Source organism: Halobaculum rarum (assembly GCF_040025155.1).
Lineage (GTDB): Archaea > Halobacteriota > Halobacteria > Halobacteriales > Haloferacaceae > Halobaculum > Halobaculum rarum.
In genome coordinates this window covers 409,265-426,423 of the sequence record NZ_CP157275.1, presented here as the reverse complement: position 1 = coordinate 426,423, position 17,159 = coordinate 409,265, and the positions used below count along the sequence as shown (strand labels likewise).

At 49.3% G+C, this 17,159-nt stretch carries 12 protein-coding genes and 2 pseudogenes; 7 read left to right on the top strand and 7 right to left on the bottom strand.

What is annotated here, in order from left to right:
* The first annotated feature begins 364 nt into the window (after nucleotides 1-364).
* From ABJD39_RS02245 to ABJD39_RS02235, 3 genes and pseudogenes are all read left to right on the top strand, one after another.
* A pseudogene (locus ABJD39_RS02245) lies at nucleotides 365-1,021 on the top strand (IS6 family transposase).
* A 294-nt stretch (nucleotides 1,022-1,315) separates the two neighbouring features.
* Complete coding sequence (locus tag ABJD39_RS02240; RefSeq protein ID WP_348611556.1) at nucleotides 1,316-2,404, top strand: glycosyltransferase; 1,089 nt, start codon at nucleotides 1,316-1,318, stop codon at nucleotides 2,402-2,404.
* A 283-nt stretch (nucleotides 2,405-2,687) separates the two neighbouring features.
* The gene (locus ABJD39_RS02235) at nucleotides 2,688-3,674 is read left to right on the top strand and encodes a hypothetical protein (protein ID WP_348611553.1); all 987 of its coding nucleotides are present in this window, start codon (nucleotides 2,688-2,690) and stop codon (nucleotides 3,672-3,674) included.
* A gap of 776 nt (nucleotides 3,675-4,450) precedes the next feature.
* On the opposite strand, the gene ABJD39_RS02230 is transcribed toward ABJD39_RS02235, so the two are convergent.
* From ABJD39_RS02230 to ABJD39_RS02220, 3 genes and pseudogenes are all read right to left on the bottom strand, one after another.
* Nucleotides 4,451-5,629, bottom strand: coding sequence for a glycosyltransferase (locus tag ABJD39_RS02230; protein WP_348611550.1), 1,179 nt, complete (start codon nucleotides 5,627-5,629; stop codon nucleotides 4,451-4,453).
* A gap of 171 nt (nucleotides 5,630-5,800) precedes the next feature.
* Nucleotides 5,801-6,613 (bottom strand): glycosyltransferase family 2 protein, encoded by an 813-nt coding sequence (locus ABJD39_RS02225; protein ID WP_348611547.1) that lies wholly within the window; start codon nucleotides 6,611-6,613, stop codon nucleotides 5,801-5,803.
* Nucleotides 6,614-6,684: 71 nt separating this feature from the next.
* Nucleotides 6,685-7,634, bottom strand: a pseudogene (locus ABJD39_RS02220) (transposase).
* Nucleotides 7,635-7,716: 82 nt separating this feature from the next.
* On the opposite strand from ABJD39_RS02220, the gene ABJD39_RS02215 reads away from it, so the two are divergent.
* The 4 genes from ABJD39_RS02215 to ABJD39_RS02200 all read left to right on the top strand — a co-directional run bounded on the left by ABJD39_RS02215 (nucleotide 7,717) and on the right by ABJD39_RS02200 (nucleotide 12,399).
* A complete protein-coding gene (locus ABJD39_RS02215) occupies nucleotides 7,717-8,763 on the top strand; it encodes a glycosyltransferase family 4 protein (RefSeq protein WP_348611544.1) in 1,047 nt (348 codons plus the stop codon).
* 364 nt (nucleotides 8,764-9,127) lie between these two features.
* Nucleotides 9,128-10,189, top strand: a complete 1,062-nt coding sequence (locus ABJD39_RS02210) for a GDP-mannose 4,6-dehydratase (RefSeq protein WP_348611541.1) — start codon at nucleotides 9,128-9,130, stop codon at nucleotides 10,187-10,189.
* The gene (locus tag ABJD39_RS02205; protein ID WP_348611538.1) at nucleotides 10,186-11,145 is read left to right on the top strand and encodes a GDP-L-fucose synthase family protein; all 960 of its coding nucleotides are present in this window, start codon (nucleotides 10,186-10,188) and stop codon (nucleotides 11,143-11,145) included. Before ABJD39_RS02210 ends, ABJD39_RS02205 begins: the two co-directional genes overlap by 4 nt.
* 15 nt (nucleotides 11,146-11,160) lie before the next feature.
* The gene (locus ABJD39_RS02200; RefSeq protein ID WP_348611535.1) at nucleotides 11,161-12,399 is read left to right on the top strand and encodes a glycosyltransferase family 4 protein; all 1,239 of its coding nucleotides are present in this window, start codon (nucleotides 11,161-11,163) and stop codon (nucleotides 12,397-12,399) included.
* A 3-nt stretch (nucleotides 12,400-12,402) separates the two neighbouring features.
* Here the strand turns inward: ABJD39_RS02200 and ABJD39_RS02195 are convergent, their stop codons facing one another.
* From ABJD39_RS02195 to ABJD39_RS02185, 4 genes are all read right to left on the bottom strand, one after another.
* Nucleotides 12,403-12,921, bottom strand: coding sequence for an NUDIX domain-containing protein (locus tag ABJD39_RS02195; protein WP_348611532.1), 519 nt, complete (start codon nucleotides 12,919-12,921; stop codon nucleotides 12,403-12,405).
* A gap of 2 nt (nucleotides 12,922-12,923) precedes the next feature.
* Nucleotides 12,924-13,454 carry a metal-dependent hydrolase gene (locus ABJD39_RS14995; RefSeq protein WP_431357892.1) on the bottom strand — a complete coding sequence of 177 codons (531 nt, stop codon included), beginning with the start codon at nucleotides 13,452-13,454 and terminating at the stop codon, nucleotides 12,924-12,926.
* 554 nt (nucleotides 13,455-14,008) lie between these two features.
* Complete coding sequence (locus ABJD39_RS02190) at nucleotides 14,009-16,048, bottom strand: minichromosome maintenance protein MCM (protein WP_348611529.1); 2,040 nt, start codon at nucleotides 16,046-16,048, stop codon at nucleotides 14,009-14,011.
* Between the two features lie 214 nt (nucleotides 16,049-16,262).
* Nucleotides 16,263-16,844, bottom strand: coding sequence for a hypothetical protein (locus tag ABJD39_RS02185; RefSeq protein ID WP_348611526.1), 582 nt, complete (start codon nucleotides 16,842-16,844; stop codon nucleotides 16,263-16,265).
* Nucleotides 16,845-17,159: the final 315 nt, after the last annotated feature.

The window sequence follows — 17,159 nt, the reverse complement described above, 5'->3', positions numbered from 1 at the left end:
GCAGCGTACGGTAACGAGTCGGGGACAGGAATCCTCCCAAGTTGATACGTGAGTTCAATCGTGTTATAGAGCATAAATCGGAATCCAGCGGGGTCAAATGGATAATTTAGATATGGAATTAAACGAAGTATGTAGGCAGCAATGAGTAAATTAATACCTATAATCATCAATTTGAGTCGGTTAGATCGGATAACCATATGCCAGGATTTCAGACGTCTGAGCATATTATGTTAGTAACTCTATTTGCAACTCTTAGTGTATATACTTCTCGGAGGGACTGTCTAATTAAGTCAGATTGAAAAGTGAGCAGGCACTGTCTAGTTGAGCGAGTTTGAGAAGCGAGGAGGTCGTAGCAGAAGTGCTCATGCGACTCGCAGACCTCCTCAGAGAAGGCTTAGATATCGAGAAGCAAGACGCTTGGGAGAATGAGCGGACGCCGACACCCGTGCTCTGTTTCGCGGTTCGACTTCACTCAATGGGGCTGTCGTAGCGTGAAGTCAAGGCCGTCTTGGGATGGTTGGGTGTCGATCGCTGTCATCGGGCCGTTTGGAATTGGAAAGGGACGCTCGTCGACGCACAAAGCGACCCGACGACGACGGAGCCGTCGCAGGTCGCGGTTGATGAGAAACAGATCGAGGTTGTCGATGACAAGAAGTGGCTGTACGCCGCCATCGACACGGAGTCGAAGTTGCTGCTGGAGATCAATGTGTTCAGCCGTCGCGGGACTGATCCCGCGGCGACATTCCTCCATCACCAACACCGAGTTTATGGTTGATTCTGTTGGCTATCCGACTGCCCTTGCTCGGCGTGAGTTGAGCGGTCACCTCAACTACGGCCAGCGGAACCACATCGAAAAATAGTCCCAAACCGTGGCGATGCGGATCGACCGCTTTCACTCGTTCTAGAAGGGTAGTTTATCAAGCGCAACCGGTGGTTTCGGCGGTTCAGACACTACTACAACCGACATCGGCCGAATCGAGCACTAGATGGACGAACACCAGCCGAGGATGTGCTGGACTAGACAGTATCTTGGGAATCAGGTTACTCCAACCGATAGTAAGGTGGATAATTTAGAGATATTCACACGTTCTTCAGGAAACTGCGGAACTAGAAGCATTAGCGCCACTAACTGGACATATCCGAGTATGCATGAAAGCCAGCCTACTTTCGGCCAGAAGCTATCGAAACTTGGGGGACGACTCATCCTGACGCCCTACGCGGATTCAATAGTTTCCCGACTATCTAACCACGGGTGGCACTGTCGTAAATCAAAGGAGTAACTTTATTTTTATTCACTTCATATTATCAACCATCAATGCGGATCGCCTTCTTTGGTCAGGATGGTTCCTTTAATCTGTCAAATATCGGGGGGACCAATTCTCTTGTACGCAGAATCGCTCCAGGGATCATACAAAAAGGACATCAAGTAGATGCAGTGTATTATGATTCTGATGAATATAGAGAGTCTAATGAAAATAGCATACGTGAAGTATTTTTCGAGGAATTTAGGTCTGCTACCAATCATCTATCCGATTATGATCATGTCATTGTACTTTACGTAGATAAGAGCCGTATTCCGCAGTTTATGTATACCTGTATGACGACAAATAGTACAGAATTCCACTACTACTATCTTGAGTACCCAGAGAATACATTTGAACGGCTCGGTAATCTTGGTTCTAAAGTTCTCACTCCATATGGTGGGTCTTCTCTATGCATATCAAAACGACTCCAGAGGAGAGTTTCACAGTTCCGTTCAAGGACGCATTTATGTCACCCTCCCGTTCCAGAATCATATTTTCAAGAGAAAAATGATGCTTTAGAGAAACCGATTAATATACTATTCTTAGGGAGACTCGACGATGGGAAAGGCATATTCGAATCTATAGAATTAATTGAAAAGTTAGAAGGATACGACAATTTTAATTCTAAAGTTATAGGCACATATTGGGAAGAGGATAAAATAGCAAGAGAAACACATGAGTATCTCAATTCATCAACAATTGATTATACTCATATCGATTTCGAGAGTTATACTCCACGGGTGGATGAATTGGTAAGAACCGAGTTGGAACATGCAGACGTATTCTTACAGCCATATCGAAAAATTAGTAGTTCAATAGACACTCCTCTTCTGATCTTAGAGGCGATGGCAGCAGGCTGTGTGATTTTTTCAAGACCGTTAGGTGGTCTCCCCAGTATCTATGGTAATTCAGAAACATTAATTACCGGTGATCATACACAATTTGTAGATGAAGCATTTGAGAAGATGATTAATTACGACAGCTGGTTTGCGACAGAGAAGAAGCGTGTCCTCAACCAGGTTGAGGAACTTAACATAAAAACAGAACAGAAAGTCGAGGAACTCATCGACATTCTGGAGGAATCAAGTGAGCACGCATAGTTACTTCATCCAAGACCTATTTGAGCGTATTAGTCAAGAGGACATTAGTTATGTTGTCCTTAGAAATTATGGACCTTTACCAGAGGAGGTTGACCACGATATCGATATATTAGTGAAGCGCCAAGATGTTGAATCACTCTTAACTGTATTCGAAGAGACCGCAAATAGTAATAGCTACTATGCTATCAAGACTTCCGACCGGTATTGTTTCAGCACGGTTATTTTCTCCAGTAGTACCGGTGGCGTCAAAGTTGATATGTGGTATCCGCTCACTTGGAAAGGAATGGAATGGATCGACTCGGACTATATCCTTGAGAATAGGCAATCCCAAGAAAGCTTCTACATTCCAGAAAAGGGGGCAGAAGCTGCTGTGCTTTGTTTGAAGGATATAATTCAAAACGGACATATCAAGTCAGAGTATACCAATCGGATATCTGAATTTGCCAAATCTGATCCAAACTCTTTCAAGAATTCATTAATACCTATTTACGGGAAGTTGAGCCAGAAGATACTGCAATTAGCTATTGATGGGGATTTTACGAAGATAGAGAAATATCGTTTCCGATTACTTCGGGATATTTTCCAATCAAAGTTTACCTCAAAGAAGTTGACCGGCTTTATTAAGGACCATATTGATGAGTTCTTTCAGAGGAAGGGTGGTGCGTTCATTAGTCTCATCGGCCCTGATGGTTCCGGTAAGTCTACCACTGCGGAACATCTTCTCAACAACTTAGAAAATGAGTTCGTTGAGACTAAATACCTTCATGGTAGGCCAAATATAATTCCAGATCTAAGCTCTATTATCCCATTGATTGAGCATAGAGCATCTTCTGGAGGTTCTACACAAAGAGGAGCTCCAAGTCCCCTCCCGAGGCCCTATCAGTATATATTGATCCCATATTATTTTATTGACTATCTCTTGTTTAGACTTGCTCTCCTACGAGAACTACATCGAGGGAAGGTGATAATTGCGGATAGATACTTTTACGACTATGCGATACAACCAAATGGAGTAGACTTTGACGATCACTTGTATAGTATTTTTAGTGACCTAGTGCCACACCCTGACCTTTTAATTTACCTTTATGCCTCCCCAGAAGTGATTTTTAACCGGAAACCAGAATTGACTACCGAAGCAATTGAGAGACAACATCGTATTATTGAAAAAATCGTCTCTGAGCGATCTGGTACAAAAATCAATACTGAATCAAATTTTGAAAATACTCAAAAGCACCTGCTAGCCGAAATAAACGCAAGATTACGGAAATAGGACTGTTGAATCGATAAAAACATCGTTACGCCAAAGACTGAAAGTCACGAAAAGAACGATTGAGGATAATCTATGATTTTGTCTACTCCTTCGGGCGCCTCCCACACTAGATAACGAGTTGGTCCGTCGCTCCGACAGACGAGCGTCACGACTGGCAGCTTGTCTGCCTCGAAGCTACCTTCCTTTTTTGAGCCCGCGGTCCCTCCCCTCTGCGTCCTCTTTCTCGTTTACCTTCTTACTTGCAGTCACGTAGATCATATCAGCTTCACACAGCTCGCTGAACGTTATCTCGTCGATCTCACCACAGATCTCCTGAACGGGGTGGCTAAAATCCAGTACTGCGTCCGCGTCTCACCCGAGATCCGCTGCGACCCATGCGGTCGGCACGGATCGTATCTCTTTGAGCATTAGAATATCTCCGTGATTGGGAACTTGGTACTTGAAGACCGTCCCCGTGAGGTCGTTGAAACACGTCTCACACTTCTTGCAGCGGTACTACTGAGCACTACCTCCATCGTTGTGTCCTTCTTGAGAAGATCCACAAGGAATCTCCGATCTTCCAGTAGACGGCCGCTACCGCTACGTAACGAGGTTTGAGGCTTAGCTAAAGACGAACGCAAGGGGGCCTGTGGTCTTAGGATTCATTCGAAATGCTGTAGGCTCAGCTGGTTGTAAATCCTCAGAATATGTGGTGGTTCAATCATATAGTGGTGCTGACTATGATACCGAATTGTTGGCAAAATCTAGATTATGAGTTATAAGAATATCAATAAATCCTATTTTTTCCTATCCAAACTCTCATATATTTCATATGTGTCGGAGGTAATTGATTCCCAATTAAACTTTTCTCTAACTATTTGTTTACAGTTATTGGAAAAGCAGTCATATTTTCTATCATTACGAATTATATTTATCATTGATTCGACTAGTTGCACTTGGTCCCACTCGGTAACGTATCCAGTGTTTCCATCGATCCAACCTAACGTATCCCCACGATTAGTTGTAATTATAGGGGTCCCACACAGACAAGATTCGACAAATGTCATTGGAAAGCCGTCAAAATTAGGTGTTATCAAACATTTAGAATCAGTATATGCCTTATATTTCATGTCTTCTTCAATAAATCCTGTGAACAAGACCTTTTCACTAATCCCTTTGTCAATGATTTTCTCCGTCAATTCAGATTTATATCGGTCGTCCGGGCCTACAAACACCAATTTAGAATTTGGTTGAGATTCAACCAATTCTGAAAATGAGTCTATTAATAAATCTAGACCCTTCGATTTATGAAGTCTTCCCACATATAGAATTATATCTGTGGATTCGTTAATATCGAACTTGGATTTGAATTGTCCTTCTTTAGGGAGGTCTTCGATATCACCGAGATCAATTCCATTTGGGATAATCGAGATCTTTTCTTCATCAATTCCTAGTTCTACAGCTTGACGCACCTCAGATTCATTAAGTGCTAGAATCCTATCAGCCATATCAAGAACAGGGATCGCAATGTGTCGTTTAGATAGTTTCCCCATCAAACCGGTTTCATGGAGCCACGGTAGAGAACCGTGAAGGGTTACTACACACGGAATATTATATCGGTTACAATAGTGCAATAATGGGCGAGCGTGAAAAGAAATTACATCATGACAATGAACGACATCGTAGTTCCGGATTCGTCTTCGGAAACTTGCTACAAGTGACGGAGATGCATATAAATGATATTTAGATGCCAAATAATTACTAATATTCGGATAACGGAAAATCTTAATGCCCGCGCGCACCTCTGGATTTGAGTCTAAAGGGTATCTCTCATCGGAGTTGTAAGCATCGGTAGTAAGTATATCTACACTATTACCCTGTTCTACGAGCTCTTTTGAAAGTTCGTATGCCACTCTAGCAATCCCACCGGTTTCCCATGCTTGAGGCGGTGCGGTTGTAACCTGCGCAATATCCATAAAGGTAGTTAAACATCATATCCTAAGCACATAAAACGTCTGAAAGACAACTGCCGGTGGAATAGAATGGGTTTAGGGTGAGTTATCGGCTCACTCGAATCATATTATCTAACAGTCAGTAATTTCGTGTGTAGGATTGTCATAGGTGTTCTTAAGAGTTACATCTTATTTCTATCGTTTACACTGTTCCAACCACTCTGTTCTCCAGTCTTCTGGGTTTTCCGTCTTCAGTTTCCGAAGGTCTTTGCTCTTCTGATAAACAAGCAATTGAAACCAAATATGCATTCCAGACCAGAATATCCCCTCCCATCCATCAAATAATGAACGTGATATAAATAGGTAATAACAACAGGTTCCGATCCCCAGTGCAAAATGATAGAACACACTGTGCATTTGATTAGAGTCATGGAGCCGAAGTGCTTCTAGAGAGGAGTATTGATTATGCTTCATTATATATTCGTAAGAATTAGAATAAATATAATGATGAATAGGATTTGAAAGATGTGCTGTATCATTTCGATATTGGTCTTCTACTGATAGTTCTTCCATAACATAATCCTCTTCGAAATAAATAACACTTTTCTTTGCTAGAAGTGGCCGCTCAGGGTGTGAAGCACGTATCCATGAATCAAACATATAGTTCTTTTTCCATATATAATATGCCACAAAATTATTTGGATCGAAGTTTTCTATTATCTCGTGTTTCAATTTCGGTGGAATCACTTCGTCTGAATCTATTATAAATACCCACTCATTATTTGCGTTTTCAATAGCTGTTCGCTTCATATCCGCTATTCCGGTGAATTCCTTCTCGATAACTTTTGCGCCGTAATTCCTACATATTTCTATAGTACTATCTTCGCTGAAGGAGTCTACCACAATAATTTCATCTACGAAATCACCGATACTTGATAAACATTCACCAATAGTATCCTCATTGTCTTTGGTAGTAATGCAAGCAGATATTTCTAGTTTAGAACTCATTGATTACGGTTCTCCATCGTACTATATCATGAATATAGCTTTCTATTTAAGAGGGTGTCATAGAACTCTTCTCACACCGTGATGATCGTACTTCCTGGATTGTCTCCGCGTTCGTAGTTGGTGATAGCGACGACAAGGCGAAGGCACAGGGCAAGAAACACCTGCGCTCGTGCGTGGACGCGGCCTCGGACGAACACACGCCCGAGGCCGCAGTCCTTCACTGATTCGTTGGTTCGTTCGACTCCAGTACGGCGGTTGTACTTCTCATCCAACGTGGACTGCTTGAGGTGAACGTCCTCGTTGTGTTGTTCGATGCGGTCTTCGCCCCTGTACTTGATGTCTTTCGGGTCGTCGGTGTTTCGCGCGTTGTACGGAGCAATTGGCACGACCACCTGCTGGCCGCAGGGGTCGTGCCAGTCGAGCGTGTCGTAGGCCTGTCACCGACCATCCAGTATCGGTTTGGCGACAGCGAGCGCGTCACGCGTGACACCCTCGCTGTCTTTTCTGGCGCTTGCTTACTCTCGGTAAACTCCGTCGCAATCGGGATCTTTGGCCCGGTCGAGACGATCGTACAGCTGTAGCCGTAGTAGTACTCGTCGGCGGTTGGATCGTAGCACTTCGACGCATCTTGATCGGCGGGTATCGCACTCATGTCAGTTGAATTGATGCAGTAGGTCAAGTCGAGCAGGCCGCCCGCCACGGCCTGCTCGACGAGGCGGTCAAAGACCTCGTCAACGACGTGTTCGAGGCCGGTGAGAAAGCGACCGACCGCGTCTCTCGACGACGGTCGATCGAACCCACAGCTCAGCCAGATAATCGTGTTCCGAAGCTCTCATTCAACGGGACGAATTCCGTAGATGTCCTTGTAGCAGCAGTGGAGGAAACCACGCATCATCTCTGGTGGCTCGTGCTCTGCAGGGTCGCTGAGTTTATACCATCTCAGCATTCTCCCTGCTCTTAGGTGTGGTAATCGTTCTATGACACCCTCGGCGATAGAGAGGAACTCCCTCGTCAAGCGCAAAACTCATTCGTATAGCAAATTTACTAATACAACAAGTGCTTTCCCAAACCAATTTTGAACCACTATGAAAAAGTTATTATTTTTGGCTCAGGCAGACAATAAGAGTCAAGTCACGTCTCATCGCGGCGAATTCCCTGTTAAAGAGCTTGAACAAAGAGGATATCCTGTGGAGATGTTAGAGGGCCATCGTTGGACCATCATGGACAGAGATTTTTTGCATATCTCACCGAAAGCTATAGCTAAAATACTCAGAAATGATTATGACGTTATCGTAATAATTAATGATGGAGGTTTCCTTTCAAACCTCGTATTTGAACTTGAGAAGCGAGATACGACTATTGTTTATGACCTGGGGGATACACTTGAGACAAGCAGAACGGTCGGGGAATCCCCCATCCCACATCCAGGGTATTTATTCTCAGATAAGCTAATAGAGAATAGCGACTTTGTGATGGCGCCTTCAAAGACTTTACACAATTCTTTATTAAAAAGAAACGAGAATACCGTCTATAACCCAACTCCAATCAATACTAATGTATTTACTCCGCCAAACCAAGATCATAGTGAGGAAGAGAACAACCTACCGGTAATAGGCTGGATGGGAGATGCAAGGGTTCATTTTAGAAATCTAAAGATAATAAAAGGTCCATTGCTGAGACTCGCACAGGAGCACGATTTTAAATTTAAAATAGTCAATTATTTGGGAGATGATAGGATAAAGTCATTATTTTCTGAATTGGAAGACTACGTTCTTGTTGATTACGGTGCTGATAGTTGGCGTCCTATAGAAGAAGTAGTGAAAGAAATGTGGGAATTTGACATTGCGGCCCTTCCATTGGATGGAAACGATCCTTTCATGAACGGAAAATCCCCGATGAAAGTCACGGAAACGATGGCTACTAAGGTTCCTGTTGTCGCATCAGGATACAAGGCATATGAAGATGTAGTCCATCATGGGCGTAACGGGTATCTTGCAAGAACAGAGGATGAATGGGAACACTATATTAAAAAGCTACTTTATTCGAGAGAAGATCGTATGAATATTGCAAGTAACGGCTATCAATACGCTATAGAAAATCATTCTGTGGAGCGCTATGTTGATAGATTTGTGGAAAAAATATTGAAGTAGGATTCAAGAGCACAAATTTGATAGGAACAAAGGTATAGACCCCCAATCGCAATAACCAGTAGAATAAGTTGTTTAACTAAAGTTCTGTGAATCAGTATAATAGTGAATCACTCATATAAAGTATGTTGTTGGTAAGTCAGAGGCCGATTCGAACGAATTCTTCGAGTGTCTCAACATGGCTTGCGTAAGATTCGCCAGCGAAACTGGAAGGGGCTGAGATTCGGTGTGAGCTCATCTGAATTTTGCAGGGAGACATGGAAACAGACGTTGAGGACTGTCTGGAAGACCTTGGTTATTTATAATCTACTCAGAGCTGAGTCAATGGAAAGGTTCTTACAGATATCACTTATCCGTTGAACTATACATGCATGTCGAAGATCGACTCCGTGACCGCTCCGTGTTTGTGACCGGGGCAGATGGATTCGTTGGGTCACACCTTGTTGACACACTTTGTGAAATGGGAGCTGATGTCCATGCTTTTGTCCGTGCCACATCAAGTGGGGAACTCCATAATATCCGCCATCGGACCAATGAAATCACAGTTCATCGCGGTGACCTTCGTGACAAACATTCCGTGCAGGAAGCACTATCTCATCTTCAAGGTCATGGTGATTCCATTATTTTTCACCTTGGAGCTCAGGCCCACGTAGGAGAGTCATGGGAACGTCCTTACGAAACCATTGATTCCAATATCAATGGTACACTAAATCTCCTCCAATCTATCGTGGATCTTGACTTAGATATCTATAAATTCGACACTGCAGGCACCAGTGAGGAGTACGGCAACATCAAAGAAGAGATGAAGGACAAACATGAGGTTGGTGACGACGGACGTGTCCTTCTTAGCGAGCGCTCCCCCGTCAATCCCACCAGTGTATATGCGACCTCAAAACTGGCAGCGGACTTCCTCACAATGAACTACCACGACGCATATGACCTCCCTACTGTCACAACTCGGATGTTCAACAACTACGGGCCACGACAGAACCCCCGGTACATCACGGGGACCATCATTACCCAGGCTCTCGAACGTGATATCGTGGAACTCGGCAATTTGGAACCCCGACGTGACATGTGCTTCGTTGAGGACGGTGTTCGAGGCCATCTTCACGTTGCGCTCGAAGGGAATCCCGGTGAACAGTACGTGTACGGTTACGGAGAAAATATCTCGATGCGTGACTGGACTGAAAAGATTCTCCAAGTTGGTTCCGAACACGATTACTGGGAAGATCCAGAAATCGTTCAGGAGGAAGAGCGATACCGCCCGGGCGACAGTGACGTTGAGGAACTCCTCGTCGGGTTCGAGAAACTTAACGAAGAAACTGGCTGGGAGCCGCAGGTTTCGTGGGAAGAAGGCATCCGGCGAACAATCGACTGGTATGCGAACAATAAGGAATCGTGGTACGGACGGGTGGACTGGCGATGAGTAAGGATTTCTGGGATGGTCGAACGGTGATGGTGACTGGGGGCGCGGGCTTCCTTGGAAGCCATCTCATTGAAAAACTTAAAGAACGTGCGCCGAACGCCGAGATATTCGTCCCTCGTAGTTCCGAATACGACCTCTGTGAAGAGGCAGACATTCGCCGAGCGTTCACCGATTCGGGGGCAGACGTAGTCATCCATCTCGCCGCTACAGTAGGTGGCATCGGCGCGAACCGTGATAACCCTGGACGCTACTTCTACGACAACGCGATCATGGGCATCGAACTCATGGAGATGGCACGTCAGTTTGACGTGGACAAGTTCACGATTCTGGGAACCATCTGCTCGTACCCGAAGCACACTCCCGTTCCCTTTGAAGAGGAGAATCTCTTCGATGGCTATCCTGAGGAGACGAACGCCCCATACGGAATTGCGAAGAAGGCCCTCCTCACACAATCGAAAGCGTACCGAAAGCAGTACGATTTCAATAGCGTATACCTGATGCCGGTAAACCTCTACGGGCCCCGTGATGACTTCAACTTGGAGACGAGTCACGTCATCCCAGCTATTATTCGGAAATGCGTCGAAGCCCGAGAGAACAATGAAGACTCCATCACGGCATGGGGAACTGGAGAGCCAACCCGAGAGTTCCTCTACGTGAAGGACGCAGCAGAGGGAATCATTCGAGGAACCGAAGAACTTGATGAGAGCACACCCATCAATCTCGGTAGCGGGATGGAAATCAGCATTAAGGAGCTAATCAACCTTATCGCTGACCTCACTAACTTTGAAGGAGAGATAAGCTGGGACACGTCGAAGCCCGATGGCCAGCCGCGTCGTCGACTGGACACGTCCCGTGCAAAGGAGAAATTCGATTGGGAAGCTTCCACGGAGTTCAAAGAAGGACTTCGGGAGACAATTGAATGGTACGAGAATCACCGCGATGAGATTGTCGAGTAACCCTTTCCACTCTAAATGACTGATTCCGACAAGGAGTTTCTGCTGATCACCGAGTATTTTCATCCGGATACTGCATCGACCGGCCAGCTGATAACGGACCTAGCCGTTGGATTGCGGGATAGAGGGTTAGATCTAAGAGTTCTCACGAGCCAACCGAATTACCACAGCGGGGACAACGAAAAGCAACCCCAAAACACGGTACACGAAGGGGTGCCCGTCAAGCGCATACGAGCGCCACAACTTCGTCAGTCGTCTCTCGTTCGTCGCCTCTTCAACTGGGGCATTTTCACAGTCTGGATGTTCTTTGTCTTGCTCATCAGCCAGACTGACAAAGAACGAGAAGTTGTCTTCGTTTCGAACCCACCTTTCCTTCCGGTTGCTATGTGGCTGGTCTGCCGGATTCGCGGATGGGATTACACGTACATCGTTCACGACTTGTATCCCGATCAGCCGGTAGAACTCGATTATATTGTGGAGAATGGGGTTATAGATAGGGTTTGGCATGTTATGAATCGCCGTGCCTTCCTCGCAGCGAAGCACATCGTCGCGCTCGGCCCCGTGATGAAGGAGCGAATCAGCCGCAACGCGGGCCCCAAGTTCGACGAGAGCAAGGTCAAAATCATCCACAACTGGGAGGACGAGGAGTTCATCCAGCCGATGGAAAAGGAGGATAACTGGTTCAGCGAGGAACACGGACTCGTCGATCAGTTCACAATCCTCTACTCGGGGAACATCGCCGACTTCCACGACCTCGAAACGCTGGTCGAGGCTGCTGCCGAGTTCGAGGACGAAGATGTCGGCTTCCTCATCATCGGCGAGGGAGACAACAAATCAAATATCGTCTCGCTGGCCGAAGAACTCGACATCAAAGGCGATACGGTGGAGTTCCTCCCGTACCAACCATGGGATGACCTCCCGTACAGTCTCACGTCTGCGGATGTGTCGGTCGTCACAGTCAAGGAAGGATTTGAGGGAATCTGCGTCTCCAGCAAACTCTACACCGCAATGGCTACTGGGGAACCTGTCCTTACAATCGCCCAACCAGACGACGACGAATCCCGAATTGTTGAACAGTTCGACGCCGGGATTCACGTCTCACAGGGAGATGTGGACGGTATTGTAGACGCCATCGAGCGTTGGAAATCGACCCCTGAACTCGTTGAGAAACAGGGGAAGAATGCACGTGAGGCCTTTGAGGAGAACTTCACCGTGGACGAATCGATTGACGACTACTATCAGATGCTCACGGAGTAGCCCTCAGAGCCTTCGAGCGCGCCGAAAAATCTCTTCGTAGCCCGGTTCGACCTGTTCATTTTCACTCTCAAAGGCCTCCATCTCCCAGAACCGAGCATCGCCTGCGTCGGAGCCAGGTTCGGGGTCTCCTTTCGTCGCGCTTCGTTCGACGCGATAGATGATGACGAGAACGTTCGCCCGTTCGCCCGCAGTAACGAACGCGGTCTCAAACAGTTCCAGATCTTCCGCTGAAGCCGTTATACTAGTCTCTTCTTCGAGTTCTCGAACAGCACCGAAAGCAGGAGGCTCGTCGTACTCCAGAAACCCCGCAGGGACGCTCCACGCACCAACACCAGGGGGTTGCGTGCGCTTCACGAGTAGCAAATCGCCCTCGTCAACGACGAGTACCCCCGCGCACGGCTTTGGATTTCGGTAAATCGGGTTCTCACACTGCTGGCAGTATCGACGTGTCCGCCCTTCGATCTGTTTGTCGACAAGCGCAGCGCCGCAAGTAGGACAGTAAGTGAGGGTGTTTGATTCCATATCTATCGATCCTTGTAGCGGCGTCGGGACTCAATCCCGAGATACACTGTCACAAACACGAGTGCCGACAGTATTCCGTAGCCATTCACCAGTGAGTACGCTTCTCGGCTTGAGTTAGTTGCGCCAGTGTGGACACGTTGGAGCGGATTGTGGACAGCAACATCCTGTACAGTATCACCGAACACGATTTGTGTTGGATTCTTCAGTCCCACGCCAGTCTCAATAATCGGGTACAAGAACGTAACAGGTCCACCGTCAAGGAGATCCAATAGCAGATGACTGGACAGAAACACCGTCGCTACTGTTGCATATATTGTGGTTCCGGAGAATCGCCGCTCAAGGAGCCCAACACCCAAACCGATAGTGCCGACTGTAAAGACCGAATGAAGCAATCCCGGTATGCCGAGTAACTTATCGAAGTCAGGGAGAACTGCGAACACTGCAAGCGCAAAATACCACGGTGAGGGAAAGAGATCTGGCCGAACTACATAAGCAACCGTGATTGGGAGAAACAGGTGAGTCAATACATCCATACACCTCATCTTCTTGGTGAAGACGGTGAAACGTGTATCATCTACCCGAAGCTCCCTGGTCAAGTTCGGCCCTCAGTGGTGAATTTGATAGCCCCCCAAGTTCAATACCTGCAAAAGGATGTCGATAATGAGGATACTTCTGGCGGCGCTTTTGCTTGTCACCGCTATCGGAATCGTTCTTTGGGGCGGTCTGGATGCAATTATGGGCGGAGTCACAGAGATGGAACGAAACATAGGGGGAGCGCGACAAGTTGTAAAGGATGATAGGGTGCCGGAAAGAGACGAATAGCGATTCAAAGTCCCTCGAATCCACCTGATGGTTCAACAGTGGATGGAGACTGCGCTGGCGGTGTACTGCTGCCAGAACTCCGATGTCGCTATCTCCTCGACGTGGCGGGCCCTTCCTCGTGGCGGTGCTCCACGACCAAGTCCTCGGCGTCGTCGCGGGACAGGGTAAGCGTCCGCGCGTTGACGTGGTCGAGGAGTTCGACGAACTCGTCGGCCGTTCCCTTGGACCTTCTGGTGCCAGTCGCTGGTGAGTTGCGTGGTCAAGGTTACGACCTCCTCAGTTCGCCGTCTATCTCGTAGATCTGACCGCGCTGCTTCAGCGAGTCGATGTCGGGCTCGATCTTCGCCTCGTCCATGTCGATGATGTCCGTGACCGCTTCGACGGTCGCCCCGTTCTGATCCTCGATGACGGCAAGAACCTGCTTCCGCCGGTCGCGCTGGCTCTTGGTCTGCCCCGTCTCGACGACGTCCGCATCGAACTGCCCGCTCTCGGGGTCGATGCCGACCTGCTCCATCGACGTCCGAACCAGTGAGAGGGCACGGTCCACGTCCTCTCGCCGGACTTCGTCGGAGAGACGCACTCGTGCAGACGCCTCAGCGAGGCGCTCGATGGCTTCCTCCTGTCGGTAGGTCACCGGCACTGGGTTGTCATCCTCGTCGGCGTTGGCGAGACGGAGCTTCAGGAACTCCTCACGGAGGTACTCGCGTGCCTCCGTTTCCGCCTCCCGCAGGTACGGCGTCACCTCTTCCTTCGCGTAGGCGATGTATGCACGCAGCGTCTCGCGGGAGATCTCCGGCTCGATGCTCTTCCGTTCTTCCTCGGTGAGATTCTCACCGAGTTCCTTCTTCGCCGCCGCCCGCCGGGACCGCATCATGTGGTCGATGACCTCTCGGTCGGCCTCCTCGTCGGGCGAGTCGGAGACCATGAACATCAGATCGAACCGAGACAGCAGCGTCGGACCGAGGTCGAGTTGCTGAGCAATCGGCTGGTAGGGGTTGAACCGTCCGTGTTCCGGATTTCCCCCCGCCAGCAGCGCCGTCCGGGCGTTCAGCGTCGCGTTGATGCCCGCTTTGTTTATACGGACCAGCTGACTCTCCAGGGCGTCGTGGAGTGACGAGACGACACTGTCGTTGACCTTGTCTATCTCATCGATACATGCGACGCCGCCGTCAGCGAGGACGAGAGCACCGGCTTCGAGGCCCCATTCGGCGTCGCCGAAGTCGTCGGCTACCGCCGCCGCGGTTAACCCCGCCGCCGTGGCCCCCTTTCCGGAGGCGTACGTCGAGCGCGGTGCGAGTTCATCGACGGCCTGAAGGAAGGTCGATTTTCCGCAACCAGGGTCACCCATCAGGAGGATGTGGGAGTCCCCGCGCTTCTGCCCACCGCGGGACCACCCGCCGAACATCTGGAGCGCGATGGCGAGCTTCACGTCCTCGTCTCCCTCGTGCTCCGGGTTGATCGACTGAACCAGCAGGTCGTACGGGTCACCATGCTCGCCGGCGGCAATGGCCTCGATCTCATCCAGGTGCTCGGAGACGTCGATATCTTCGTACGAACTCTCCTCTCGGACGACTGCCTGCCCGTCTACGGTGGTGTCGAAGTCGCGCGTCTGGTCATTCCCCGGCTCCTCGATGTCGAGAACACCGGTGAGGGTGACGCGATCACCGGCGTCGAACTCCTGAATGATGTCGTCTTCGAGATGGACATCGATGGTCTCGCCTTCACCGCCTTTCGTGCGCTCGGGCGGCTGCTGAACGCGGGCGAACTGGTGGTCGGTCCACGTGCTGGCCGACGAGTCGAGCCGGAACGGACCCTGTCGTTCGCATCCCTGACACTCGTGCGGTTCCTGAAGCTGGTCGCCGGCCTGCGGGATACTCGTCTGGGTCCCGCAGCGCTGGCACTCGAAGGTGGCTTCGACGATGCGCGGCTTCACTGCACTGACCTTCTGGACCTGGCCGCGAATCCCCAGCAGCCTCCCGATGTTCTCGTGACGCGGAACCTCCGCGACATCTAGAACATCATTGTCTGGGAGGTCGTGAATGCGGACGTGGGCGTCGGAGAGGCTGACGTCCACGGGCAGGTCGTACAGTCGGAGCGCCTCTTCGAAGTACTCCAGCATCTCTCGCGGATGCTCTTGGATGTCGTCCGCGAGATCGGGGTCGAATCGGAAGATGTCATCGTAGCTTACCTGGAGTGAGCGTTGTTCTCGCGGGTAGTGCTGAGCGAGCTGTGCAACTTCCTCCCGGTAGTAGTCCCGGAGGAATCCTATCAGACGTTCGGTGATATCGTGGTGTTCTGCTCTCATGTCGATTTGTTGGAGCCCCACAACACCCTTGCCGGGGTGCGGTTCCTCGACCGGAGCGAGCGGAGCGAGCGGTCAGCAAGCATACCGTCAGCTAACCGACCTTTATTTACAACCGCCTCTACCGTACAATTCCTAAGGCCTCAGAGGGTATCGTCTGAGACCAACTCCGTCGGCGGGGGCTTCCCACCTCCGAGGTGTTGTGGGGCCCCCACAGTTACTCGCCTCCGTTCCTCCTAGGGTGACCGACGACGTCGCCAGGGAGATCACCATTCTCCAGGTTCAACTTCAGCCGACTCTCCCCGCCAGAGTTGCTCTCGTACCAGAGGACGTCGTTCATCCCGATGAGACGTGGTGCCTTCCGAAGGTCGTCATAGAATGTCGTGCGGTCGATGTCGGGGTACTTCAGCGCCGCCTCAGCCTCTTCCTTATTCATCGACGCCTTCGCATCCCGGCCGCGCTCACGCTCCTTCTCAGCCGCCTTCTTCAGATGTTGAATGAGCGCGATACGACGCTGCTTCGCCGTCATCTCGTCGCTGTTCTCGACGAAAGACAGCAAGTCAGTTCGCGCGTCCAAGCGCTCGATCTCCGCCCGAAGGTCTTCGTTCTCATGTCGGAGCTTTTCGACCTCGCCACGAAGCGCGTCGTATTCCTTGCCCACGTCCTCACGTTCGTCTTCGAGAGATTCGATCCGCTTCGAGTGAGCCTCTAGCCGCGCCGCGATGGTTCGGAGTTCTGGAGTTCCGTCTCCGTCTAGTGAGTTCTCTTGGGACTCTTCGTTCTGCTGCTGGCTGCTCACACCAACCACCCCCTACTATCTGACTCCTGGCCGACAATATTAGAGGTGTTACCGCTGCTTCCATTCATCGCTCCTCCCAAGGTTGAGTGACTTCTCCGGTCTTCTAGCAGACTCAGCGCGTACGTTGAGTCCTGTTGCAGACGGTTTTCACCTCGTGCTGTACGACGAGAGGGGCAATGGTGCGAGAAAATCCCTCTATTCCGCCGTCGTTTCCGTCTTCGGTCTCGTTGAATCATGACTACCTCCCGCTATGGCTCCGCTACTTATAAAGTTTCCCAGTAAACCTATCTCCATCTACCGTAGTAATAGATAGGT